The organism is Psychrobacter sp. PSP, from assembly GCF_024085615.1.
Lineage (GTDB): Bacteria > Pseudomonadota > Gammaproteobacteria > Pseudomonadales > Moraxellaceae > Psychrobacter > Psychrobacter pacificensis.
The window spans coordinates 280,845-304,767 of sequence record NZ_JABLTF010000015.1; the positions used below are offsets into that span (position 1 = coordinate 280,845).

General features: G+C 43.3%; 20 protein-coding genes. 5 read left to right on the forward strand and 15 right to left on the reverse strand.

The window, feature by feature from the left end; translation table 11 throughout:
• Positions 1 to 129 precede the first annotated feature (129 nt).
• From eno to HL061_RS05285, 9 genes are all read right to left on the reverse strand, one after another.
• Entirely contained in the window at positions 130 to 1,446 is a 1,317-nt protein-coding gene (gene eno / locus HL061_RS05245) for a phosphopyruvate hydratase (protein ID WP_058024089.1), read from the reverse strand.
• A 325-nt stretch (positions 1,447 to 1,771) separates the two neighbouring features.
• The gene (locus HL061_RS05250) at positions 1,772 to 4,129 is read right to left on the reverse strand and encodes a cation-translocating P-type ATPase (RefSeq protein WP_240366018.1); all 2,358 of its coding nucleotides are present in this window, start codon (positions 4,127 to 4,129) and stop codon (positions 1,772 to 1,774) included.
• 345 nt (positions 4,130 to 4,474) lie between these two features.
• The gene (locus HL061_RS05255) at positions 4,475 to 4,699 is read right to left on the reverse strand and encodes a cation transporter (protein WP_071002129.1); all 225 of its coding nucleotides are present in this window, start codon (positions 4,697 to 4,699) and stop codon (positions 4,475 to 4,477) included.
• Positions 4,700 to 4,931: 232 nt separating this feature from the next.
• Positions 4,932 to 5,186 carry a heavy-metal-associated domain-containing protein gene (locus HL061_RS05260; protein ID WP_093071246.1) on the reverse strand — a complete coding sequence of 85 codons (255 nt, stop codon included), beginning with the start codon at positions 5,184 to 5,186 and terminating at the stop codon, positions 4,932 to 4,934.
• Positions 5,187 to 5,213: 27 nt separating this feature from the next.
• Positions 5,214 to 6,089, reverse strand: a complete 876-nt coding sequence (gene kdsA, locus HL061_RS05265) for a 3-deoxy-8-phosphooctulonate synthase (protein WP_093071247.1) — start codon at positions 6,087 to 6,089, stop codon at positions 5,214 to 5,216.
• A 233-nt stretch (positions 6,090 to 6,322) separates the two neighbouring features.
• Positions 6,323 to 7,957 carry a CTP synthase gene (locus tag HL061_RS05270; RefSeq protein ID WP_252962593.1) on the reverse strand — a complete coding sequence of 545 codons (1,635 nt, stop codon included), beginning with the start codon at positions 7,955 to 7,957 and terminating at the stop codon, positions 6,323 to 6,325.
• A 230-nt stretch (positions 7,958 to 8,187) separates the two neighbouring features.
• On the reverse strand, positions 8,188 to 9,375 hold the full coding sequence (locus HL061_RS05275; protein ID WP_240366017.1) for a porin: 1,188 nt from the start codon (positions 9,373 to 9,375) through the stop codon (positions 8,188 to 8,190).
• A gap of 195 nt (positions 9,376 to 9,570) precedes the next feature.
• On the reverse strand, positions 9,571 to 10,680 hold the full coding sequence (locus HL061_RS05280) for a porin (RefSeq protein WP_071002135.1): 1,110 nt from the start codon (positions 10,678 to 10,680) through the stop codon (positions 9,571 to 9,573).
• A 610-nt stretch (positions 10,681 to 11,290) separates the two neighbouring features.
• Positions 11,291 to 13,489, reverse strand: coding sequence for a malate synthase G (locus tag HL061_RS05285; RefSeq protein WP_071002136.1), 2,199 nt, complete (start codon positions 13,487 to 13,489; stop codon positions 11,291 to 11,293).
• An 872-nt stretch (positions 13,490 to 14,361) separates the two neighbouring features.
• On the opposite strand from HL061_RS05285, the gene HL061_RS05290 reads away from it, so the two are divergent.
• Complete coding sequence (locus tag HL061_RS05290; protein ID WP_071003663.1) at positions 14,362 to 15,018, forward strand: tRNA-(ms[2]io[6]A)-hydroxylase; 657 nt, start codon at positions 14,362 to 14,364, stop codon at positions 15,016 to 15,018.
• Between the two features lie 173 nt (positions 15,019 to 15,191).
• Here the strand turns inward: HL061_RS05290 and HL061_RS05295 are convergent, their stop codons facing one another.
• From HL061_RS05295 to mtgA, 6 genes are all read right to left on the reverse strand, one after another.
• Positions 15,192 to 15,386, reverse strand: a complete 195-nt coding sequence (locus tag HL061_RS05295; protein WP_071002137.1) for a hypothetical protein — start codon at positions 15,384 to 15,386, stop codon at positions 15,192 to 15,194.
• Positions 15,387 to 15,517: 131 nt separating this feature from the next.
• A complete protein-coding gene (locus HL061_RS05300; RefSeq protein WP_252962594.1) occupies positions 15,518 to 15,877 on the reverse strand; it encodes a hypothetical protein in 360 nt (119 codons plus the stop codon).
• A gap of 58 nt (positions 15,878 to 15,935) precedes the next feature.
• Positions 15,936 to 16,181 carry a hypothetical protein gene (locus tag HL061_RS05305; protein ID WP_252962595.1) on the reverse strand — a complete coding sequence of 82 codons (246 nt, stop codon included), beginning with the start codon at positions 16,179 to 16,181 and terminating at the stop codon, positions 15,936 to 15,938.
• Between the two features lie 69 nt (positions 16,182 to 16,250).
• Positions 16,251 to 16,421 (reverse strand): hypothetical protein, encoded by a 171-nt coding sequence (locus tag HL061_RS05310; protein ID WP_197496744.1) that lies wholly within the window; start codon positions 16,419 to 16,421, stop codon positions 16,251 to 16,253.
• 360 nt (positions 16,422 to 16,781) lie between these two features.
• Complete coding sequence (ppk1, locus tag HL061_RS05315; protein WP_071003664.1) at positions 16,782 to 18,926, reverse strand: polyphosphate kinase 1; 2,145 nt, start codon at positions 18,924 to 18,926, stop codon at positions 16,782 to 16,784.
• A 357-nt stretch (positions 18,927 to 19,283) separates the two neighbouring features.
• Positions 19,284 to 19,970 carry a monofunctional biosynthetic peptidoglycan transglycosylase gene (gene mtgA, locus HL061_RS05320; protein WP_071002140.1) on the reverse strand — a complete coding sequence of 229 codons (687 nt, stop codon included), beginning with the start codon at positions 19,968 to 19,970 and terminating at the stop codon, positions 19,284 to 19,286.
• Positions 19,971 to 20,178: 208 nt separating this feature from the next.
• Between mtgA and HL061_RS05325 the strand changes: the two genes are divergently transcribed.
• From HL061_RS05325 to HL061_RS05340, 4 genes are all read left to right on the forward strand, one after another.
• Entirely contained in the window at positions 20,179 to 20,490 is a 312-nt protein-coding gene (locus HL061_RS05325; protein WP_058024101.1) for a glutaredoxin family protein, read from the forward strand.
• Positions 20,491 to 20,528: 38 nt separating this feature from the next.
• Complete coding sequence (locus tag HL061_RS05330; RefSeq protein ID WP_071002141.1) at positions 20,529 to 21,716, forward strand: alpha-hydroxy acid oxidase; 1,188 nt, start codon at positions 20,529 to 20,531, stop codon at positions 21,714 to 21,716.
• A gap of 106 nt (positions 21,717 to 21,822) precedes the next feature.
• Complete coding sequence (locus tag HL061_RS05335; protein ID WP_240366015.1) at positions 21,823 to 22,860, forward strand: rhomboid family intramembrane serine protease; 1,038 nt, start codon at positions 21,823 to 21,825, stop codon at positions 22,858 to 22,860.
• Between the two features lie 140 nt (positions 22,861 to 23,000).
• Positions 23,001 to 23,816 (forward strand): MipA/OmpV family protein, encoded by an 816-nt coding sequence (locus HL061_RS05340; protein ID WP_071002143.1) that lies wholly within the window; start codon positions 23,001 to 23,003, stop codon positions 23,814 to 23,816.
• Positions 23,817 to 23,923: the final 107 nt, after the last annotated feature.

A 23,923-nucleotide genomic window follows, 5' to 3' on the forward strand; every position in this document is an offset into this window, starting at 1 on the left:
GATATAAGAGTTTTAAGATGATTAGGCGATACACAAATGATTATATATCGCCTAGATTCAATGATAAGTTCGGCTTTTGAGCTTAGACTTTTTGACGTATATTACGCGTTAAAAAGCCAAGTCAGTCTGTTAACCACGTAGACCGATAAACTCTTCACGGCCACGGTAGCTTGCACGTACTTGCTGCTCGATGCGTAGCAATTGGTTGTACTTAGCAACGCGGTCTGAGCGGCATAGTGAGCCTGTTTTGATCTGACCGGCAGCGGTACCAACTGCTAAATCTGCAATGGTGCTGTCTTCGGTTTCGCCTGAACGATGCGAGATGATGGTTGCATAGCCATTTTTCTTCGCCATATAAATCGCATCTAGCGTTTCTGACAATGTACCGATTTGGTTGAACTTAATCAAAATGGCATTGGCAATATGCTTATCGATACCTTCTTGCAAGATTGTAGGATTGGTCACAAATAGATCATCACCGACCAACTGGACTTTATCACCAATCTGCTCGGTCAGATACTTCCAACCATCCCAATCTGACTCATCAAGACCGTCTTCGATAGAGATAATAGGATACTGACGCGTGAGCCCAACGAGATAGTCTGAGAACCCTTGGCTATCGAAAGCTTTGTTGCCTTCGCCTGCCAATACGTATTGACCGTTCTTGTAAAACTCACTAGCCGCACAGTCTAGCGCAAGATGAATATCTTCACCCGCTTTGTAGCCGACTTGTTCGATCGCCTGCATAATAACCGTGATGGCTTCTTCGTTGCTACGTAGATTTGGTGCAAAACCACCTTCATCACCAACAGCGGTATTTAAGCCTTGTGATTTCAATACAGACTTTAAGCTGTGGAAAATCTCTGTACCAGCACGTAGCGCTTCTGAAAAGCTGGTAAAGCCAACTGGCTCAATCATAAACTCTTGAATATCAACGGTATTGTCCGCGTGCTCGCCACCATTTAGGATGTTCATCATTGGCACAGGCATGGTCAATGACGTCTGATTACGCAAGTTAGCAATATACTGATGCAATGGCAGATTCTGTGACTTGGCAGCCGCTTTGGCCGTCGCAAGTGACACCGCTAGCATGGCATTCGCACCAAGGCTCTCTTTGTTTTCTGTGCCGTCTAGCGCAATCATGGCATCATCAATACCCTGCTGCTCAGTCACATCTTTATCAATCAAAGCACTGCGAATCTGACTGTTGACGTTGGAAACGGCTTTTTTGACGCCTTTACCCATATAGCGAGATTTGTCGCCATCACGTAACTCAAGCGCTTCACGTGAGCCTGTGGATGCGCCACTTGGCGCCGCAGCACGGCCGACAGTGCCATCAGCTAAGATCACATCAGCTTCGATAGTTGGGTTGCCGCGCGAGTCTAAAATTTCACGAGCGCGAATGTCTTTAATTGCGGTGACGTTGTTGGTTTCTTCAGCGTACATAATGTCTGTTAATTCCTTTGGTCATGCCAAGTTTGTGAGATAAATAACGGCAGCTAGCATACAAAAAAGATAAAGCAAAATATCGTATAGCTCATATACCTAGAATCCCTTCAAGCCTTTCTGCCATATGGCTGTATTTGCATATGAAGAAAGGCTTATTGAACAGATTAACGGTTGGCTATCGTGCTTGGCATCATAGCATATATTTTATCAAACTTCCCTTATCTTACACTGACTTGCGGTCATAAATATCATCATAGATAGGTATATCTCAAATACTCGTTTGGTCTGCGTTGATGAAATATCATTGCTAATACAGCAATTATTATTTCGCTAAACGCGTTTCATTGGTGTGCGGGGCAGATACCGTATTCTCAAGCGCAGCCTCTGTCTTAAATCGTGTCAAGCGTAATGCATTCATCAAAACTGAGATAGAGCTGAGTGCCATCGCTGCTGCTGCAATCATCGGATTTAAGAAGCCCAAAGCGGCAAGCGGGATACCAAGGCAGTTATAAATGAAAGCAAAAAACAGATTTTGTTTAATATTGCGTAGCGTTGCTTGGGCAATCTTCTGCGCCGCATCAATATGCATGAGCGACTCGCCCATTAGACGGGCAGAAGCGCTGTGCTGCGCGACATCTGTTCCCTCAAACATTGCAAAGCTGGCATCGGCAGTGGCCATCGCTGGCGCATCATTGACCCCGTCTCCTGCCATCGCCACCTTATGACCAGCAGTTTGCAGCCGTGCAATTTGACTGGCCTTATCGCGTGGACTCATTTTGCCGTAAGCTTTTTCAATACCCAGCTGCCCTGCCACATGATCGACGACCGACTGCTTATCACCACTCATCAAGATCACATTAATACCCGCATTTTGTAGCGCAGTGATTGCTTGCGGGGTATCCGCTTTCAAGTCATCTGCTAAGGCAAATGCGCCTAGTGGCTCATCATTGATACTAATGGCAACGGTACTGGCAATTTGCCATACTTTTGGCATCAGCTTAGGTAACGTCATATTAGCAAATTCAGCCGTCCCGACGTTTACTCGTCCAAGTCCTTCGATGTTTGCCTGTATACCAGATCCTTTTATCACACTGATATCAGTCACATCGAACAAAGACAGCTGACGCTCTTTAGCCGCGTTGGTCAAAGCAGTTGCCAATGGATGACTGGCATGTGCTTCGACACTGGCGGCGATCTGCAAGACATCATTAACAGCGATCGACTTATCCATCATGACATGATCGACGATAGTGGGTCTGCCAATGGTCAGCGTGCCTGTCTTATCGAGCACCACCGTGTCAATATTCCCTGCCGCCTCGAGACTTTGCGCGTCTTTGAACCACACGCCATGACGCGCCGCAACCCCCATACCCGCCATGATAGCTGCTGGCGTGGCCAAACCAAGGGCACAAGGGCATGCAATGACCAATACTGATACGGCGTGCATCAAGGCAGTATCGACCATACCAGTCAGCCACCATGTTAGGCCAAAAGTAACCAACGCAATAGTGACCACGATTGGCACAAACACAGCAGTCACTCTATCCGCCAATCTTGCCAAGTTAGCTTTTGAGCCTTGCGCATCACTCAATGCTTGTACCATATCGCCCAGCTTGGTGTCACTACCCTTGGCACTGACGCGATAGAGCAAACTACCATTCTCCACCAAAGCACCTGCCAGTAATCCATCGCCCACTTCTTTTTTAAGGGCAATTGACTCACCTGTTAAGTGACTCTCCACGCACCAGCCGCTACCATCTGTGACGATGCCATCGGTCGCGATACGGCTACCTTGCTTGGCACGTAGGATGTCACCTACTTGTACATCAGACAGTGCAATAGAGTGAAAATCACCATTTGGCTGCTGCTGCTCGACTTCATCAGGCGTTAATGACAATAATAAATCAATGCTGTTGAGGCTATGCTTCTTGGTACGTTCCTCTAAGTATTTACCAGTCCGCACAAACGCAATGACCATCACCCCTGCTTCAAAATATACGGCTGGGCTATTACTAGCACCGTGTCCGCCCATGTGTCCACTTTGCAAGAGGCTCCCCAAAGTGCCATCGCCATGAGTAAGCCACAGATAAGCCGAATATGCCCATATCGTCACGGTACCAATCACCACCAGTACATCCATATTGGCAAGACCGCCTTTGATGGATGCCCATGCGCTCTTATAGAATGGTAACGCAAAGCCAAACTGTACAATCGTCGCTAAAATAAACTGAATCCAAATGGGCGGCATCCACGCCATCCCAGCACCCACCAACATGCCTGCCATACCCACCAAAAATGGCACCAAACACAACCATAAACCAATCAATCGCCATGGATATTGGGTGGCTGTGTCTTCATCTGTTTTTGCAAATAAACTGTCGCTGGCCTGTAGATTGGCAACAAAACCCGTCTTGTTTACCCATTCTGTGACCTGTTCTGGCGTCGTTTGCGTCGGATCATAATCTACATTTGCCGTCTCACCAGCAAAATTCACACTCACTTCATACACCGAAGGCTTTTTATTCAGCACCTTTTCGATTCGTGAAGCACAGGCCTGACACGTCATGCCATCAATCGCCAATTGCAGATGCGCACGTTGCGGTGCAAGTGGCGTATTTGATTGAATGTCAGTCTCGACATCGTAGGATCCATCACTAGTGGTACGGGTAGTATCATTCATAAAAATAACTCTTTATAGCGTCTATATACTCATAGAAGCCATAATAAAATATCAGTGGATTGACAAAAAAATCAAATGAAACAAGTAAAACACGATAACAATCAGTATGAATACGCTGTTTAGGCTACCCAGTTATTATAGACAGACATATTGCAATATATTCAGGTAGCACCTATTAGATGGTCACAACCATCATCTATTCAAGTAAGCCTCAATCATTTAGTAAATAGCAGCAAACTAGGACAGCCATGGACGTAATCTATAGTCAGAATTTTTAACCATTAAAAAACCAGCTAACATGCCAGTAATAACATGGTAGCTGGTTTTGTAGATAGATGACGACATTTATGAATTAGCGACAGTCGCCTCAAATCCAGCCTCATCAATGGCCGAAGCAATCGCTTCTGCACTGGTTTTGCTATCATCAAAGGTGACCGTCGCTAGATTGTCAGCTAGATCAACGGTGATCGTATCTAAACCGTCGATGTCGGCAGTAGCAGTATGTACACTTGCCACACAGCCGCTGCAAGTCATGCCATCAATTTGAATAATACGTGTTTGGCTTGCCATGGTTAGCTCCTTATTTTTATTAGTGAAAAGTAGCCTTGATAGCTGTTCTTCAATATTTACTTCTCAAAACCTATCAAAGTACCACTAAACAAGCATAAGCCCTATCATCAGCGACAGCAAGACACTTTGGTTGTTACTTTATTAACGAGATGCTATTAACAAGACAGGAACTTCTTAATAAAAACCTGAACGCTACTCATTGCTTATGTAGCATTCAGATCGTCCATATATCTTAGTCTCTATGATGCGGATTTTGCGGCGCATCGATAGGAAATGGCTGAGTCACATAATCAACCATACTAATCGCCGCCGTCAAAGCATGAATACTCGTATCCGTATCATCATAACTGACCGTTGCAACATCATGCACAGGATCTAGATCGATAGCAGTCACGCCTGAGATATTCTTAAGAGCGGTCATTACACTATCTAGACCATCTTCATCGTCGATATTTTCTATACTGACTTGTGCGGTTTGAATCGCCATTGCATCACCCTCTTATCATTTATAATATCAATGAGTATCTAATGTCTCAAAGCCTTTGACCAAATCATCAATTTGCTTAAGCTGACGCAAAAACGGCTCTAGCTGGCTCATGCGCAGCGCACATGGCCCATCACATTTCGCCGTTTCTGGATTTGGGTGCGCCTCTAAGAAAAGCCCTGCCAATCCTGTCGCCATACCAGCACGTGCCAGTGTCGTAATCTGCTCACGGCGCCCACCTGCACTGTCACTACGCGCGCCTGGCTGCTGCAAGCTATGTGTCACGTCAAAGAATACGGGGATATCCATCTGCTTCATGGTATCAAATCCGAGCATATCAACGACTAAGTTGTTATAACCAAAGGCGCTGCCACGCTCACAAAGTATCAGCTTATCATTACCGCCTTCTAGACACTTATTGACAATATGTCGCATCTCATGCGGCGCCAAAAACTGTGCCTTTTTGATATTAATAATCGCGTTTGTCTTTGCCATCGCATGAACCAAGTCCGTCTGACGTGACAAAAAAGCTGGCAACTGGATAATATCAGCAACTTCAGCGACTGGTGCTGCTTGATGAGGTTCATGTACATCAGTGATAATCGGTACTTGGAATTTTTCTTTGATTTGCCCGAGCCAATCGATACCTTGCGCGAGTCCCGGCCCTCGGTATGAATGCAGGCTTGAGCGGTTGGCTTTATCAAAACTCGCTTTAAACACATAGCCGATACCCAAGCGCTCACATATCTCAACGTATTGCTCAGCAATCTCAAACGCCAACTCTTTAGATTCTAAGACGTTCATCCCACCAAATAATACAAAGGGTTGATCATTACCAATGTTGATCGTCTTATTATTAGGCGTGTTAAGTGCAATGTGTGATTGCGCCGTTAATAGGTTTTCCATTTAGCCACTACCTCTTATTTTGTTATTAATATCTCCATCCCATATTGTAACCGATAGCCTGATTAAAAAAAGTATGCAAGCGTAATTAGAGATTATTAATGAGGATATTGACTCGTTAATAACAACAAACAACCTGAGTTGAGCAAAAAAAAGACCAATCCGAAGATCAGTCTTTTTTATAATAAATACTTTTACTTTACACTACATTATATAGAGTTACTCTATTATGAAGACTATTTTGCTTCGCTATGGTTCTTCGCCGCTTTGACAAAACTATTAAACAGTGGATGACCACCGCGTGGTGAGCTAGTAAATTCAGGATGGAACTGTACAGCAACAAACCATGGATGCTCGCTAATCTCTACCGACTCTACCAAATGCTGCTTGGCAGAATAACCAGATATAGTCATACCCGCTTGCTCTAATGGCTCAATATAACGGTTATTCATCTCATAACGATGGCGATGGCGCTCAGTGATATTGTTAGCACCATAAATCTGAGCAAGCTTGCTACCAGAAACCAGCTCTGCTTGCTGCGCGCCTAGGCGCATGGTACCGCCGAGGTCTGAGTCATCGCTACGAATCTGTAGCTCGCCGCGCTCATCTAACCATTCGGTGATAAGCCCAATGATAGGCTCAGCTGTCTTACGATCAAACTCAGAAGAGTTGGCATTGATATTCAGTACATTGCGCGCATACTCTATCACGGCCAGCTGCATACCAAGGCAAATACCTAGATACGGCACATTATTTTCACGAGCATAGGTGATGGCTTTTATTTTACCCATCGTACCGCGCTCACCAAAACCGCCTGGTACTAAGATAGCATTGGCTTCTTTTAGCTGCGCTAGTAGAGTGTCGTCATCTTCTAAACGCTCAGCATCGATGTAGTCGATTTTGACATCGACTTTATGCGTGATACCTGCGTGTAGCAATGCTTCGTTGATCGACTTATAAGCATCTGGTAGCTCAACGTATTTGCCAACCATCGCAACTGTCACTGTTCCTTCAGGATTTAGCTGGGCTTCAACCACTTTATCCCAATCGCTCAAATCCGCTTCGGGCACATCAAGACCGAAACGCTCACAGATGAGATCATCAAGGTCTTGCTCATGTAGCGTGCGCGGGATCTGATAGATACTTTGTGCATCTTCACACATGATAACGGCACGCTCTTCGACATTGGTAAACAGCGCAATCTTGCGGCGGTTGTCTTGCGAGATATGGTGGTCAGAGCGGCAGATCAAGATATCTGGCTGCAGACCGATAGAACGTAACTCTTTTACCGAATGCTGGGTAGGTTTGGTTTTGGTTTCACCTGCACTAGCGATATAAGGCACCAGCGTTAGATGCATGAGCATAGCGCGATTGCGCCCCAGCTCTACTTGCATCTGACGGACAGCTTCCATAAAAGGAAGGGATTCGATATCACCGACGGTACCGCCAATCTCAATAATAGCAATATCATATCCTTCGCCGCTCGCGAGGATTTTGTTTTTGATTTCATCGGTAATATGCGGAATAACCTGTACCGTACCGCCAAGGTATTCACCGCGACGTTCTTTATTTAAAACATTTTGATAAATACGGCCACTGGTGAAGTTATTACTTTTACTCATTTTTGAGTGACGTAAAAAACGCTCATAATAACCCAAATCCAAATCTGTCTCTGCGCCATCTTCGGTGACGAACACCTCACCATGCTGAAACGGACTCATCGTACCTGGATCGACGTTGATATACGGATCCATTTTGGTCATCGTCACGCTCACGCCACGTGCTTCAAGGACTGCGGCAAGAGAGGCTGCGGTAATACCTTTTCCTAGTGAGGACACTACCCCACCGGTCACAAATATAAACTTGGTCATAGTACTCTGTCGGTAATTGGTAAAGAAGGATTTTACTAAAAATACGCTACAAAATATAGGGCAAAAGCGCAAACTCTTTAAAACACTCAGTTTTTAACGCTTAATTGTCATAAGTGCGTAATCATCGTAAATACGTAGCTATTATAACCCACTGCGGCTTTAAAAAGGTCACAACAAAAAAACTCACCCCGAAGGATGAGTTTTTTATAATACGTTTTCTAATGTTTAGATTAGAATTTGTATTCAATACCCGTACCTACAATCAAGTCATCTTTGTTATTGTCACGGCTGATTTGCCCTGCATAAATATGACCCGTGGTCGCTTTATTGAATGCATATTCTCCACCAACTGCGATTTCATTTACATCAGCATCTTTTACGCCTTTTTCGTCAGTGGTATTAACATACTGTGCTTTAACTGCCCAAGGTGTTGCACCAACTTTATATTTACCACTAATTAGCCAAGATTTTTCATCTTCACTGGCTTTGTTAACGCGGTTGTTGTTAACGATGCTATAATTATCGTAGTATTGGCTTTGTTGGTATAGAGCACCTAAAGTTAAGCCCGAAACCATATTCATTTTGCCCATATCTAAACCAGCAACCAAACGCCACGTATTATCAATCACGCCAGTATTTACATTGTTAGCACCCATGTCTTTGTCATAAGCACCGGCTAGATAAACACCATTTTTGTCATAGGCTAATAAAGCAGAATAACCGTTATCTTTTACTTTTCTATCACGATAGACTGCAGGCTTCGTACCAGATTCTGCGGAAACGAGAATATCACCGTCGGCATCAGTTTCTGATAATGCGGTAGCTGCCATAAAACTCACTGGCATACCGACAATAACAGGTGATTGATAGGCCACCATATTGTTAGCACGGTATTCACCTGAAACACCCGCATTTTTAATATCAAATAAGCTATCATTAAACACGTCAACTTTGTTTTGTGCAAGTTTCAATGGGGTATCATGGCGTCCCGCTAGTACAGTACCTAAAGTGTTGTGGGCTAAGCCTACATAAGTATTACGTGATCTAAACTGTTGGCTATCGTCATCAACATCAATACCATATTCCAATTGATAGACTAATTTAGTGGTATCAGTAAGATCATCTTCACCTTTAAAACCAATACGTGATTGATTAGAGTTAAGTTTAAATGTATCTTCATCTGTCTTGTTAGCTGCATCGTAGTCTGTACTAACATAATCTAAGGTTAAAAATGCTTTACCATATACAGTTGGCGCAGCATGGGCAGCAGAAACTGAAAGTGCAGCGACGGCTGTGGCTAAAAGTAATTTTTTCAAAGGATATCTCCACTTTACGATTTGAGTGATAAATGGTCTAAGATCATTAGATATATAATGGCAAGGTCCTATACCTTCGAAACCATATATATAGCGAGCCATAAGAACTGCTTAGACATAACTTTACCAAGCAAATATTACAGTAAGATGAAAAAACCAAAGTTTACACAAATGTTATTATTAATTTTACGGATTCTGTTATTTAAGACACGCTGTTGTTCAAGACACAGTATTGATTACAAAACAAAAAAACCCACCCCGAAGGATGAGTTTTTTATTTAGATTCTAATGGTTAGATTAGAATAAGTACTCTAGACCACCACCGATAGCGAGTACGTCAATATCACCACGTAAGTCGATTTCATTAACATTGCCGTCTTCGTCTCTCGAACCAAAACGACCATTGTTTAATTCCGCTGAATTTAGACCAGCATAGGCATGAGCGATCATATTATTTTTAAACGCATATTTGCCACCTACAACGACTTGATTTGAGTCATTATTCTCAAGACCACTGATATTGTCGGTTTTGTCATACTGAATATAAACAGAGGCTGGACGGGCAAAATTCGAAAGACCCATTTCAGCACTCACCACTAAACCGTCCTCTGTTGCAGTAGTAGTACCGGCATAGTCAGCTTCTTGATATAGAACGCCTAACTTTACAGGAGCTGCGATATATTTACCTAAATCGACGCTAGCACTGCCACGGATAATATCACCACTAACACTCATGTCTTGCTCATAAGCAATACCAGCGGTAATGCCTGTACCTGGATCAAACATCAATGAGGCACCATAGCCTGCGTCACGACCACTCTCAGATATAAAGTCTTCATCAGCACCATACATCAGCGCAAGCGCTAATGGTAGATCGTTGTATTTAGGAGCAAACCAGATGATAGAGTTGTTGATACGGTTACCAACGGTCGGGGTCAAAATATTAGCAAAGCTGTCGTTGTTGTTCAGAGTACTAGAGCCAAGATTATCCCAATAACCTTCATTAACTGATACGTTATTGATATAGTCAATGACTGTGTAGTTACGACCAAAACGGAACTGACCGAAATCTTTGTTGACTAGACCAAGATAAGTGTCACGGCTTTTGAAGCCAATGTTATCGCTACCACTATCATCAACTTTAACGCCGTACTCTAATTGGTAAATTACGTCAGTGTTGGCCGTTATCGCTTCAGAGCCTCTGAAGCCTAAACGTGAAATATTAGAATTAACTTGTAATGAACCGTTGTCTTCATTAATTCTGTTATTATTATCCATATTCTGACCATCAATTTCAGCATTAACGTAATCAGTAGTAACGAATACTTTACCATAAACGGTAGGTGCTGCCTGTGCGGCAGATACAGATAGGGCTGCGATTGCTGTAGCTAAAAGTAACTTTTTCATGGGGTATCTCCACTTTACAATTGTAGTAATGAGCAAGCCATTATTAGCTGGCGCCCATAATGGTATCGTCACAAATCCTCAAAGATATAATGTGTAACTGGCTACCAAGTTTAGTCAGAAACAAGTATGGCGAATTTCTATTACAGTTAAGATAAAAAACCATGACTCACATAACTGGGATTAAAAACGTAACTGCCATGTAAACTTAAGTCTTATGCGTCCTACTGCGTAACATCCGTTACCAAACTCATACTTCGAGTACAAGCATAACAACTTTGACATAATTTGCAACATATTTTTTCGCTTTTTCGATACCCCCAGTATCAAATGACAAGTCACCTATAAAATCCAAATAGCTACAAAAAAAAGCACTATCTACTCAAGCAGATAGCGCTTTTATTGATTAATATCATTACTTATAGTATTAAAATATTTTAATAAAAACAAAATAATTGCCCAAGAAATAGCGCTATCCATTGATAAATAAATAGCGCTTATGAAGAATCGACCAACGTATTTATGACATATTTAGCGTTACAAACGAGCAAGATTAGATACTACACCTTAGACTTCAGCATACGCTAAAATACCCATTGCTAAGCCGGCCTCTCTAAGCATTGGCTTTTAGATCAAGGCGCGCTTGATGCAACAATGGTTCAGTATAGCCGCTAGGTTGCGCGCGTCCTTTAAAGACCAAATCACAGGCTGCTTTAAATGCATAAGAGTTATCAAAGTTATCTGCCATTGGCTGGTAATCACTATCGCCTGCATTTTGCTCATCGACGACTTTTGCCATACGTTTCATTGTGTCCATCACTTGCTGCTCGCTTACCACATCATGATGTAACCAATTGGCAATATGCTGGCTAGAGATACGTAAGGTAGCACGATCTTCCATCAAGCCAACATCATTGATATCAGGTACTTTGGAACAGCCTACGCCTTGGTTTACCCAACGTACCACATACCCTAAGATACCTTGAGCATTATTTTCAAGCTCTTGCTGCTTCTCTTCTTCTGTCCAATTGGTATTTTTTGCCAATGGAATGGTCAAAATATCATCTAAGCTCGCACGCTCACGTGATTTAAGCGTATCTTGTACATCGGCCACGCTAACTTGATGATAGTGTATGCTGTGCAAGGTAGCGCCCGTTGGTGAGGGTACCCAAGCCGTACTGGCACCAGATTTCGGATGAGCCGCTTTGGTGTCCATCATCTCTTTCATCTCATCAGGTTTTGCCCACATACCTTTACCAATTTGAGCATGACCTTGCAGACCAGTCTCTAGACCGATATCAACGTTCCACTGCTCATACGCAGGTAGCCATGCTTGCGACTTCATGTCGCCTTTTGGCACGAACGGACCGGCATTCATACTGGTATGCATCTCATCACCCGTACGATCTAAGAAACCTGTATTAATAAAGATAACACGCTCTTTTGCTTGGCGAATCGCTTCTTTCAGATTGACTGTGGTACGGCGCTCTTCGTCCATGATACCGATTTTGAGCGTATTACGCTCTAGACCCAATAAGTCCTCTGATGCGTTGAACAAATCATTGGCCATTTTAACTTCTTCAGGGCCATGCATTTTTGGCTTCACAATATACATAGAGCCTTGGCGTGAGTTTGATAGCTCGTTTTTGCCTTTGATATCATTGAGTGATAATAATGGTGTGATTAAACCATCCATTAAGCCTTCAAATATTTGCTCTTGGCCATTGCCTAAATCAACCAAAATTGCGGGGTTCTGCATGAGATGACCCACGTTACGAATCAAGAGTAGCGAACGACCTGGCAAAATCAGCTTACCGCCATCAGGTGTATTATATTCACGATCTGGGTTTTGTTTGCGAGTACGGGTTTTGCCACCTTTTTCAAAGGTCTCTTGTAGATCGCCGTTCATCAAGCCAAGCCAATTGCGATAGACTTCCACTTTTTCTTCTGCATCTACAGCAGCGACCGAATCTTCACAATCTTGAATCGCAGTCATGGCTGACTCAAGTAGCACGTCTTTGATATTTGCTGGGTCATCTTTGCCAACTGGATGATTACTATCGATCTGAATCTCAGCATGCAAGCCATTGTTTTTGAGCAAAATACCAGAGGGGCTATCTGCCTCGCCGACATAACCGACGAACTTAGCCGTATCTTTTAGCTCGGTACTGCTATCACCCTGTACGACTTCAAGCTTGCCATCGATCACTTTAAAACTGGTCACATCATTGTAAGAGCCTGATGCTAGTGTGAAATGCTCATCTAAAAATGCTTTGGCATAAGCGACAACAGCAGCACCGCGAGTAGGATTATAGCTACCACCCGCTTCTTGACCATTGTCACTACTGATAACATCGGTGCCATACAACGCATCATATAGGCTACCCCAACGTGCGTTGGTCGCATTTAATGCATAACGAGCGTTACGTACTGGTACGACCAGCTGCGGCCCTGCGATGTGCGCGATTTCGTCATCGACATTTTCTGTACTGACCGTAAAGTCATCACCTTCTGGCAGCAGATAACCAATCTCTTGCAAGAATGTCTTATAAGCTGGATAATCGATTTCGCCATCTTTTGCAGGGTGTTGTAGGTGCCACTCATCAATCTGTGCTTGAATCTTGTCTCGAGTTTCTAGCAACGCTTTATTACGTGGCGTAAATTCCTTGATAACCTTCTCAAAACCTGACCAATAACTGTCTGAATCAACACCAACTTTTGGCAGCACTTCGTTTTCAATAAAGTCATACAACTGTTGGTCGATGGCAAGAATGCCTTTTTGAATGCGATTGGCGTTAGAAGACTGGCCCATGTCGTTATCCTTATCTATTGGTGAGTATTGGTAATACTAAATTGCTACAGCGACTATTTGAGACTCGTTATTTTTATCAACAATTATTTATACAATGAAAGATATCATTGCTACCTACGACAACCTATGGTATTTAATGCTGATAAATAATTATTCATTAAAGAGTTTTTCATCAGCCCTAAAATAGACTGTATAAATCTTCTGTTTTGATACAAGAATTGTCATTGGTATAATGCTTGCCATTCTCTACTAAGTGCTATTGATAGCAAGACACTGTGACTAAAGAGCAAAATCCCATCCTACTATCAAATAATAAAATAAACAAGCAAACGCCATTTAGAAAATAAATATTGGGGTTGTATAATAATGATATCGTATAAGATGTAAGCCTCACAGACCATGAATACTATCTAGAAATTAATGAATGCTCAGTTGAGACTAAACTGTAAGTAATCATTACCATCTATAGTTATATAGTGAAACCATTATAAAAATGGTATAGCAAGATTAAACGCTATTTTTCGTAGCCTCTGGAGACGCAGTCACAGCAAGCAAGAAAAGTAGCATTTAATCGAGCGCGTTTTCTATGCTGTATCAATTTTATTGAGGTTCTACTATACTTAAATACTGTCCATGATCTAGACAACTTACTTAGCCGTAGTAACTGTAGCCCATTATTTTGAAAGCATCTATAAATTAGCTGCTTTAAACTCTCATTTATAAAAAAGCCCTTTTAGATTATGACTATAAACCAGCCCGACCTCTCGTCCTTACAATCATCAGCGCATGGTACTGATCACTACGATATTCATAAGGATAACCTCGAAAAAGAAGCGCCCCTTTCACCAGTAAATGTCGTTGACGAAAGCAGTATGGACGTAGGGGAAGACAGTGTCGATATCACTCACCTGCGCACACCTATAAAAGTTGATCTATCCCCTATTTATAATTTTTTGGGGGCGCGCACGACGCAAGCTTGGGTCGATGCGGCTATAGATAACCTACCATTTATCATTCAGGATCATGCCAATTGCGAAAAAAAAGCCGCTGGCACTGCGATGAATTTGATATTTCGGTATGAGTTCTCTTATGATTTGCAACGTAAATTGGCACAGCTCATACGTGAAGAGATGCTACATTACGAGCAGGTGCTTGGCATCATGAACGAACGCGGCCAGGACTGGAAGTATTTGAGTGCAGGTCGCTATGCCAAGGGTATGCTGAAACATAAGCGTACTTATGAGCCAGCAGCGATGGTCGATGTACTGATCATTGGGGCGTTCATTGAAGCGCGCTCTTGTGAACGTTTTGCAGCGTTGGCGGAAGTCATTGATGATGCGCGTTTAGCAAAATACTATCGCTATCTACTAAAGTCAGAGAGCCGCCATTTTGAAGATTACCTTGCGCTTGCCCAGTCATTATCAGATGATAATATCGATGAGCGCGTTGCGTTTTTTAAAGAAGTAGAAGCAGAATTAATAGACAGTCCTGATGCGGAGCTACGCTTTCATAGTGGTACGCCTGCTTAATAGACAGGCATCATTCATTTGTACTTTGAAATCTATAGGTTATAGACACAAAAAAGGCATTACCGTTATTCGGGTTATATTTGAACAACGGTAATGCCTCTTTATTTATGCTGATTATTTTCTGACGATCAGCGATACTTTTATGGATCAGAGATACTGGTATATAAATAGTATTACTTATCATCTTCCATCAATGGGCTGTCGTACTGCTTGGCACTCTTAGCCACATTATGCGGATCATGATCGCCTGCTGCTTTGTCTGCTGCCGCTGGATTTACTTTTTGTAGAGCGTCGTCTGGTACGATACCGTTGTTGTCATCTGCATCTTTTAGACTATACTCATCAGTGACGGGCTTGTCATTTGGCATATTTGTCTTACTCCCTATTATAACTATTCATCCAATATTGTAAGCGCCTTTAACTGTTATCTAAATAATATAGATATCAGTCGATAATTACGCAAATATCATAGTCTTCTGCTCAGCTTTCTATTGTCGGTCTAATCTTTATCATCAGGATTTAAGGTGCGAGTCTGAGCATTATCAACATTAGCATAGCGATTCATGTTGTTAATTTTTTGGCTATCAGGCCCTTCGCTTGCAACGGTGCTTTCATTGATATTATCATCAAAACCATTACCTGGTTGATCGCGGCGGTCGGGCTGGCGCGCTGGGTTGTCACCATCATTGACGTGCTCAGACTCCACTACACCCTCTTCAAAAGTGTCGGTACCTTTATTTTCATTGACGTTTTCTTCGAGCTCCTCATGGTTTTTCACCGTTTGAGCACTGTCTAAAGTTTCATGCGTGTCCGTTTCTGCGATTCGAGTTTTACTTAAAGCAGGATCTCTGGTTTCCATTGTTTTGTCCTTATTATAATTATTGTTCGTATCGATAACATATTGTGCTTATCATTTGTTAGTCGTCTTGACTTAGATCATAAGCATTTAGGTCCGATACGTTTTTGCCACCCGCAGGCAGATTTTCTTCTTTGCGCGGGTCGACATAGACCTCGTCTGTCTCCTGTGAGGCTTGTTCCGGCCCATCTATATTTGGCTGGTACTTTCGGCCTTCGTAGCTGCCTTGAGGATTTTCTTGCGTCGTAACGGCGGGATCCTCTACAAGGAATTTTTCTTCAGTATTGTTTTTTTCTGGCATGGTCATGGCGTCTCCCTCGCATTATTTATTATCGTTATCTGATTAGTGCTTTGGACGTATGCTGCAAACACACTCTTATTTGTCAGTGCGTAGGTCATCCTCAATGAACGCTGTTTGCTCTTCTTCACTTAGTGATTCAGGCGCATCGACTTTTTTATTGTCTTTTAGATTTTTCTCAATCTCTTGACCGTTTGCTTGCTCTGCTGCTTTTTTGATGTCTGAGGTATCATTGTTCGTCGTACTCATGATGTATTTCCTATTTTTATTGTTGACTGAATTTAGAATTTCTCCGGTGCGGCATCATTATGTACTCAGCCACTTTTAGTCAGTTGCTTTTGTTCAGTTACTTTTAGATAGATGAGTGATGAGGTTTTTGATAAAAATAATAAACTGCACCAGAACTGATGTTAATTATAGGTAGGATACTGTGAGATTCACCAGTGTACTGCCGTATCAATATGTGAATAAATGTGAGGTTACAACACAGTTTGTAACTTTTACAGCGCATTAACCAGAAAAACCAAGCACTGGTATGTACCAATACTTGGTTAAATAGTGTTTGACTAAATAGTGCTTGGTCAAATGATGAAGATAGCACTCAATCAGTTAGCTGGACTCTTCAACACCATTAATCACTTTCAATAAGTGTTCTTGAGCAACGTGTGGCGTCTCCCCTGCTGCTGGCTGAAGCTGCTGCCAAACGCCTGTGCCATCCAGTGTCCACGCTTGCGTGTTGTCTTGTAAGTAATTGATCAAACCATCTTGATATATCTGCTTAAAAAGCTTCTTATTTTCGATTGGAAAGGCCACCTCAACGCGGTGGAACAGGTTACGATCCATCCAGTCTGCGCTGCCACAATACAAACGCTCATCCCCATTATTATAGAAATAATAAATACGGGTATGCTCCAAAAATCGGCCAATAATAGAGCGTACAGTGATGTTTTCAGATAGGCCTTTTACTTGCGGACGCAAGCAACACATAGAGCGCAGGATCAGCTCAATTTTGACGCCTACCTGCGACGCATCATACAATTTGTCAATCAGGCGACGCTCAGTGAGCGCATTGGCTTTGACGATAATATGAGCGCGCTTGCCTGTTTTAGCATGGGCAATCTCATCATCGATAAAGCTCATTAGTTTTTCGTGCAACGTAAAAGGGGCATGTAGCAGTTTTTTGAGATTGGCAGGTTTGCCCATACCAGTGAGCTCTTGAAATATCTTATGCACATCTTCTGAGATATCAGGATCGGCACTGAATAAACCATAATCTGTATAGACCTTGGCATTGGCCGCATGATAGTTGCCTGTGCCTAGGTGGACATAGCGGCGGATTCGATCTTCTTCACGGCGCACGATGAGCATGAGCTTGGCATGGGTCTTGTAGCCGACGATGCCATAAACCACAACCGCACCTGCTTCTTGTAAATAGTTGGCGACAGCAATATTGGAAGCTTCATCGAAACGCGCACGCAACTCAATGACGGCAGTGACTTCTTTGCCATTTCGAGCGGCAGCGGCAAGCGCTTTGACGATCTCTGAGTTGGTACCTGAGCGGTATAATGTCTGCTTGATCGCCAACACTTTGGGATCGCTAGCTGCCTGCCAAAGCAGATTAATAATGGGTAAAAATGCATGAAACGGATGATGCACCAGTACATCGCTTTTACGCATAGCGGCAAACATACTGGATGATTTATCTGATTTATCCATATCTCGGCGAAAGGCTTTTGGCACGGCATAAGTAAATGGCTGATAACGCAGTCCCGGAATATTAAAATCAAACAATAAGCGCGTCAGATTCACAGGGCCATTGACACGATACAGCTGATTGTCATGCAACTCAAACTCATTGAGCAGATACTCACTGATGTGCGCTGGGCAGTCGGTTGTGACCTCAAGACGGACTTTGTCACCGAAACGGCGGTTTTCAAGCTCGCCCTCGAGTGCCTTGGCGATATCTTCTACATCATCCGCCAGATCTAAATCTGCATTACGCGTGAGCCTGAACTGATGACAACCCGTCACACTCATACCAGGGAACAGCTCACCGATATGCTCATGAATGATGGCTGATAGCATCACATGATGCTCTTTACCACCCGTTAGCTCATCTGGCAGACGAATCACACGCGGCAGACTGCGCGGCGCTGGTACAATCGCCAAGTTGATGTCGCGACCAAAAGCATCTTTGCCTTCTAATGTGGCAATAAAGTTCAGGCTTTTATTGACCAATCGCGGGAATGGATGCGCAGGATCAATGCTTATCGGCGTCAATACTGGCACGACTTGCTCGGTAAAATAACGCTTCATCCAAGCAGACTGCTCGGCATTGAGCTCATCACGTTTTAGGTAGCGGATATCCTCGAGCGCAAGAGCGGGCAAAATATCTTCATTCAGAATGCGATATTGCTCATTGATAGCGTCGTGAGTGATCGCAGAGATCTCGTTTAACACCTCGCTTGGGCGCATACCATGCGCACTGGTCGATACGTCACCGATATTGAGCTTTTGCATGATACCTGCAACACGAATCTCAAAGAATTCATCGAGATTCGATGAAAAAATAATGAGAAAAAACAAGCGCTCAAGCAGTGGGTGACGAGGACTGGCTGCCTGCGCCAATACACGCAGATGAAACTGTAATAAAGACAAATCTCGATTGATATAACTGCTGGGTGAATAGCTGCCGTCTTCTGAGCGTTGCCAGTCGATGTCGGTCAGATCATTATAGTTACTGCTTACGCTCATATTTTTATCAACGTTTTCGTTGCCATCTTCACTCACACTATTAACGTCGATAATCTCGTTCATATCACCGCTGTTCTGATTATTATTTATCTCTACCACGTTACTACTCCTTTTGCGTTATCGATGCGCCGTCGTCTTTATACTATCGTCTTAAAGGTTATTAACTATAGTCGGTTCACTATAAAATCGATACAATAAGATTAAACGCTATTTTTCTTGCTTGCTGTGACTATGTCTCCAGAGGCTGCGAAAAATAGCGTTTAATCAAATGAATTTATTATCCTGTATCGTTTTTATTTAGACTTAACTATATTATTCTTTCCCGTTATTCTTGTTGTTAAGGCTTCTTTTAAAAGATTAAGACGCTTGCGGTAATACGGCGTTTTTCATGCGTTTTTTGATAATACGTTGCTTGTTGCGCAAGCCTCTGTCACCTTGATTGTCTTCGTAATACTTCGGATTGGTAAGCATCCCAATGAGGAGCGCTGATTCGTCTCGGTTCAGATTGGCCGCAGATTTATCAAAATAATGGTGCGCGGCGGCATCGATACCATAGATACCATTACCAAATTCTGCCACATTAAGATAAGCGGTCAAGATACGCTCCTTGTCCCACAGTGTTTCTATCATGACAGTAATGACAGCTTCTTCTGCCTTACGTACATAAGAGCGATGCGAGGTCAAAAACAGGTTTTTTGCCAGCTGTTGGGTGATGGTTGAACCACCAGCGGACATTTTGCCCGTTTCTTCATTTTTCTTTTGTGCCGCTTTGATACCGTCGATATCGAAGCCATTGTGCTGGCTAAACGTGGAATCTTCACTCACGATCGCTGCTTGTTTGACAGACTTGGCGATGGCATCGTACTCAGCCCATGTCTGCGTAACGGTACCGCCCGTTAGACGATGGGTTAACATAAACATGCTATTGTTGATTGGCTGTGTTTTCCAAATTAACAGTAGTCCGGTGACTAGAATATGAAATGCCACAACCAATAATACAATTGCCAACAACAGACGTTTTATGAACTTACCAAAACTTGTCATGCGTGATATCCGAGTGATTAAAAAAGTAATAAGCTGAGAGAAAATGAATAATCTTAGACAGGAACTCATCTTACCTAATCTCACAATCGCTGTCATTATTTACACCACTTCTTTATGATGTAATAATGAACCAACTATTTTTTACTTTTTATCAAAATAGCCTAATAATCAGCATTTTTTGGCATACTTTAAGCTCAGAGATCTCACCATGCATAATAATAGTATAGAAGTATTACGAGCGCGTGTTATTGCCGCAAGCCCAAACCTCAATACTACTGAGAATAGCAATCAATGGTGGCTACTAGGGACCTCTGGCTGTCATTTATGTGATATCGCTGAGCAAATACTTGCACAGTTTCAGTCGGTACAACCAATCACTTACCAAAATGTCGATATTGCAGACTTTGATGAGGCGCTTATGATGGATTTTGCCACGTCTATCCCTGTGATTTTGACTCCATCACAGCGATTAAATTATCCGTTTTCAGTGATGGATTTGCAGCAACTGCTTACGTCATAACATCAAACCGTCTATACATTATTTGTAGTGAGGATCCTATGATAAATCTAGAAAAAATGACCGATATTGAAGATCTGCGCCGTGTCGCTGAGCGTAAAGTGCCGCGTATGTTCTATGACTATGTCGATTCAGGCTCGTGGACTGAGACCACCTATCGTAATAACGAGACTGACTTTGACCGTATCAAGCTGCGCCAGCGCGTATTGGTCGATATGGATAACCGCAGTCTGGCAACGAGTATGATCGGTGAGCCAGTCAAGATGCCTGTAGCCATCGCCCCAACGGGATTTACCGGCATGATGTGGGCAGATGGTGAGATACATGCCGCACGCGCCGCTGAAAAATTCGGCGTGCCCTTTTCACTCTCAACCATGAGCATTTGCTCTATCGAAGATGTCGCCACTCATACTAGTAAGCCGTTTTGGTTTCAGCTCTATGTCATGCGCGATCAAGACTTTATGGCCAATCTGATTCGCCGTGCCAGAGATGCCAATTGCTCAGCACTTATCTTGACCGCCGACTTACAAGTGCTTGGACAACGTCACAAAGACATCAAAAATGGTCTATCCGCACCGCCCAAACCCACATTAACCAATATCATCAACCTCATGACCAAGCCGCAATGGTGTATGAATATGCTGGGCACCAAACGTCGCACGTTTGGTAATATCGTCGGTCATGCACAAAATGTTGAGGATCTGTCATCACTCTCTGCTTGGACGGCAGAGCAATTCGATCCACGTCTGAGCTGGGACGATGTAGCGCGTATCAAAGACATGTGGGGCGGTAAACTTATCATAAAAGGTATCATGGAGCCTGAAGATGCTATTATGGCGGCTCGCAGTGGCGCGGATGCCCTAGTCGTCTCAAACCATGGCGGTCGTCAGTTGGATGGCGCGTTATCTTCTATCTCTGCCCTCGCAGACATCGTACAGGCAGTCCATGCCGAAAACAGCGACATCGAGGTGTGGCTCGATAGCGGGATTCGCTCAGGTCAAGATGTACTAAAGGCTATCGCATTGGGCGCAAAAGGCACGATGATCGGTCGCGCTTTTCTCTACGGATTGGGAGCGTATGGTGAAGACGGGGTGCGCCGCGCGCTTGAGATTATCTATAAAGAGTGTGATATATCTATGGCATTCTGTGGTCATACCGATATCAATACTGTCACGGATAATATCTTGGTAAAAGGCACGTATGAAAACCTCAAAGTGGGTCGTTTTTAGAGCGGCTTAATGTCTAGCGATCGACGTTTAAAACTGGCTATACATAACATAATTTGCTCATACCCTTTATACTGTCTCTATAACTTTTTGATGACAGTTAGCCTTTATGACCATTCAACAATTATTAAAAACAGCGCCCGTCACTACCCTGCTATTAGCCAGCTTTATCGGGCTATTTGTCATGCAGCTAGTCACGGGCGTCGATGCCAATAACCCGTCAACTGAAGCGTTAGTTAAATGGGGTGCCAACGCCTTACCCTTAACGATGATGGATGATCCATGGCGCTTGGTGAGTAGTGCGTTTTTGCACATTGGTCTCATGCATCTCCTATTTAACGGCTTTGCCATGTATTTTTTTGGGCAGATTGCCGAGCCGATATTTGGCTCAGCCAAGTTTTTGGCATTGTTTTTACTAGCAGCCATCGGTGGTAACTTGCTCAATAACTATGTCACATGGCAAAGTATCATAGAAGGAACAGGACAGCCCGGCCTATCAGCGGGAGCTTCTGGTGGTATCATGGGTATCGGTGCGGCGTTACTGATCGCTGCCCTGTTTAAAATATCGGTCAATGGCATGGTACTCAATCTCAAGAGCTTGATCATCATCATGGCGATTAATTTGGTTTATGGCTTTGCCGTACCGGGTATCGATAATGCCGGTCACATCGGCGGCGCGATTACTGGCTTGCTTATCGCCTTGCCTATTGCTCTCGTTTATCGTAAGCGAGAGCTGGCACAGCAAGCAGCTATGGCGCAAGCTCAGCAAGCTTATCAAAACGCGGTCCAAGCGAGCTATGCAAGCAATCATCAGCCAAGCTATCAAACGAGCTTACACGATAATCAGCGCGGTAATCCGCCGCTTACCAATATATTTGCTGATAATAATATCCAACCCCCTGTAGACTTAAACAACACCGCGGATACTGCCGATTTCGACCAAAGTGGTGGCTATATAAATAACTACCCCATAAATAACTACCCCACTTATATTGATCCCAAGAAATTTGCGCCAGGGCCTGTTAACGTGAGCATAATCTGGCAACTATTGCCATGGCTTGCGATGCTGATTATTAGTATTGGCTTTGTCTGGTGGTGGCAAGATATTCATCAGCAAATCCTACAAGTGCTAAAAGCCATTGAGTAAATGCGCGTATTTATCTATCATTGCTAAATAACTACCAATAACAGCCGAATTATTTAGACCATTTATTCTTATTCGCTTTTTGCTCGTTTTTTACCTGATCTTACTACCCCGTTATTTATACTCACTTACGAGACCCAATTATGTTAAAACTTGCAGCGCAACCTCACTTCTCTACGCGAGCCATGCTGAGCACGTTAACTGCTACGGCATTACTCAGTGTGTCTAGCCTGTCTAGTGCCATCCCTTTTCTTAATAAAAACCTACCGACTGACAAAGACGCCGAATTGAGCGTTGGGGTCAATGTCATGGCGGTAAAATCCGCCTATGATCTCGAAGACAGCACTGAAGTGCGTGTGCTACCGGGCATTTTTTATGACAATAATAGGATCTATGCGCGCGGTGCTCAAGCGGGTGCGTACTTGATCAATGATGGTGTCAATCAGCTCTCTGCTTACGCGCAGCTCGCAGGGAATTCGTTTGATCCTGATGATGCTAATGGTGCCCTGCAAGGTCTCGATGAGCGTAAACTATCTGCAGAAGCAGGTATAAGCTACCAGCGTCGCACGCCTATCGGTGCGTTTCGTGGTCAGTTTGCGACCGATGTGTTGGACGAAAGTGGCGGTAATACTGGTCGCTTAACTTACCTTGCCAAAATTACTAGAAACAAGCTGACGGTCTATCCAAGCATCGGCTTTGAGTATCATGACGCGGCCTACAATGAATACTACTATGGCGTCAGTGAAGAAGAGTCAGCGGAGACAGGCGTTGCCGCTTATAAATCTAACTCGAGCTTGAATCCGTATGTCAGCGTTAGTGCCAACTACGACTTTAACGATAAATGGGCAGGGTTTGCCAATCAAAGCGTGAGCTATGTACCTAATGAGCAATACGATAGCCCAATGGTTGACTCGCGTACTGATGCTACGACCACGCTTGGATTGCTTTATAAGTTTTAATTGAGATTAGATTTTTGATATGAAAAAGCCGAGCATTTTGCTTGGCTTTTTTGTAGGTAGTTTAGATAAAAACATATTTTGAGTTTTAAGAAATCAGAGAAATTTAG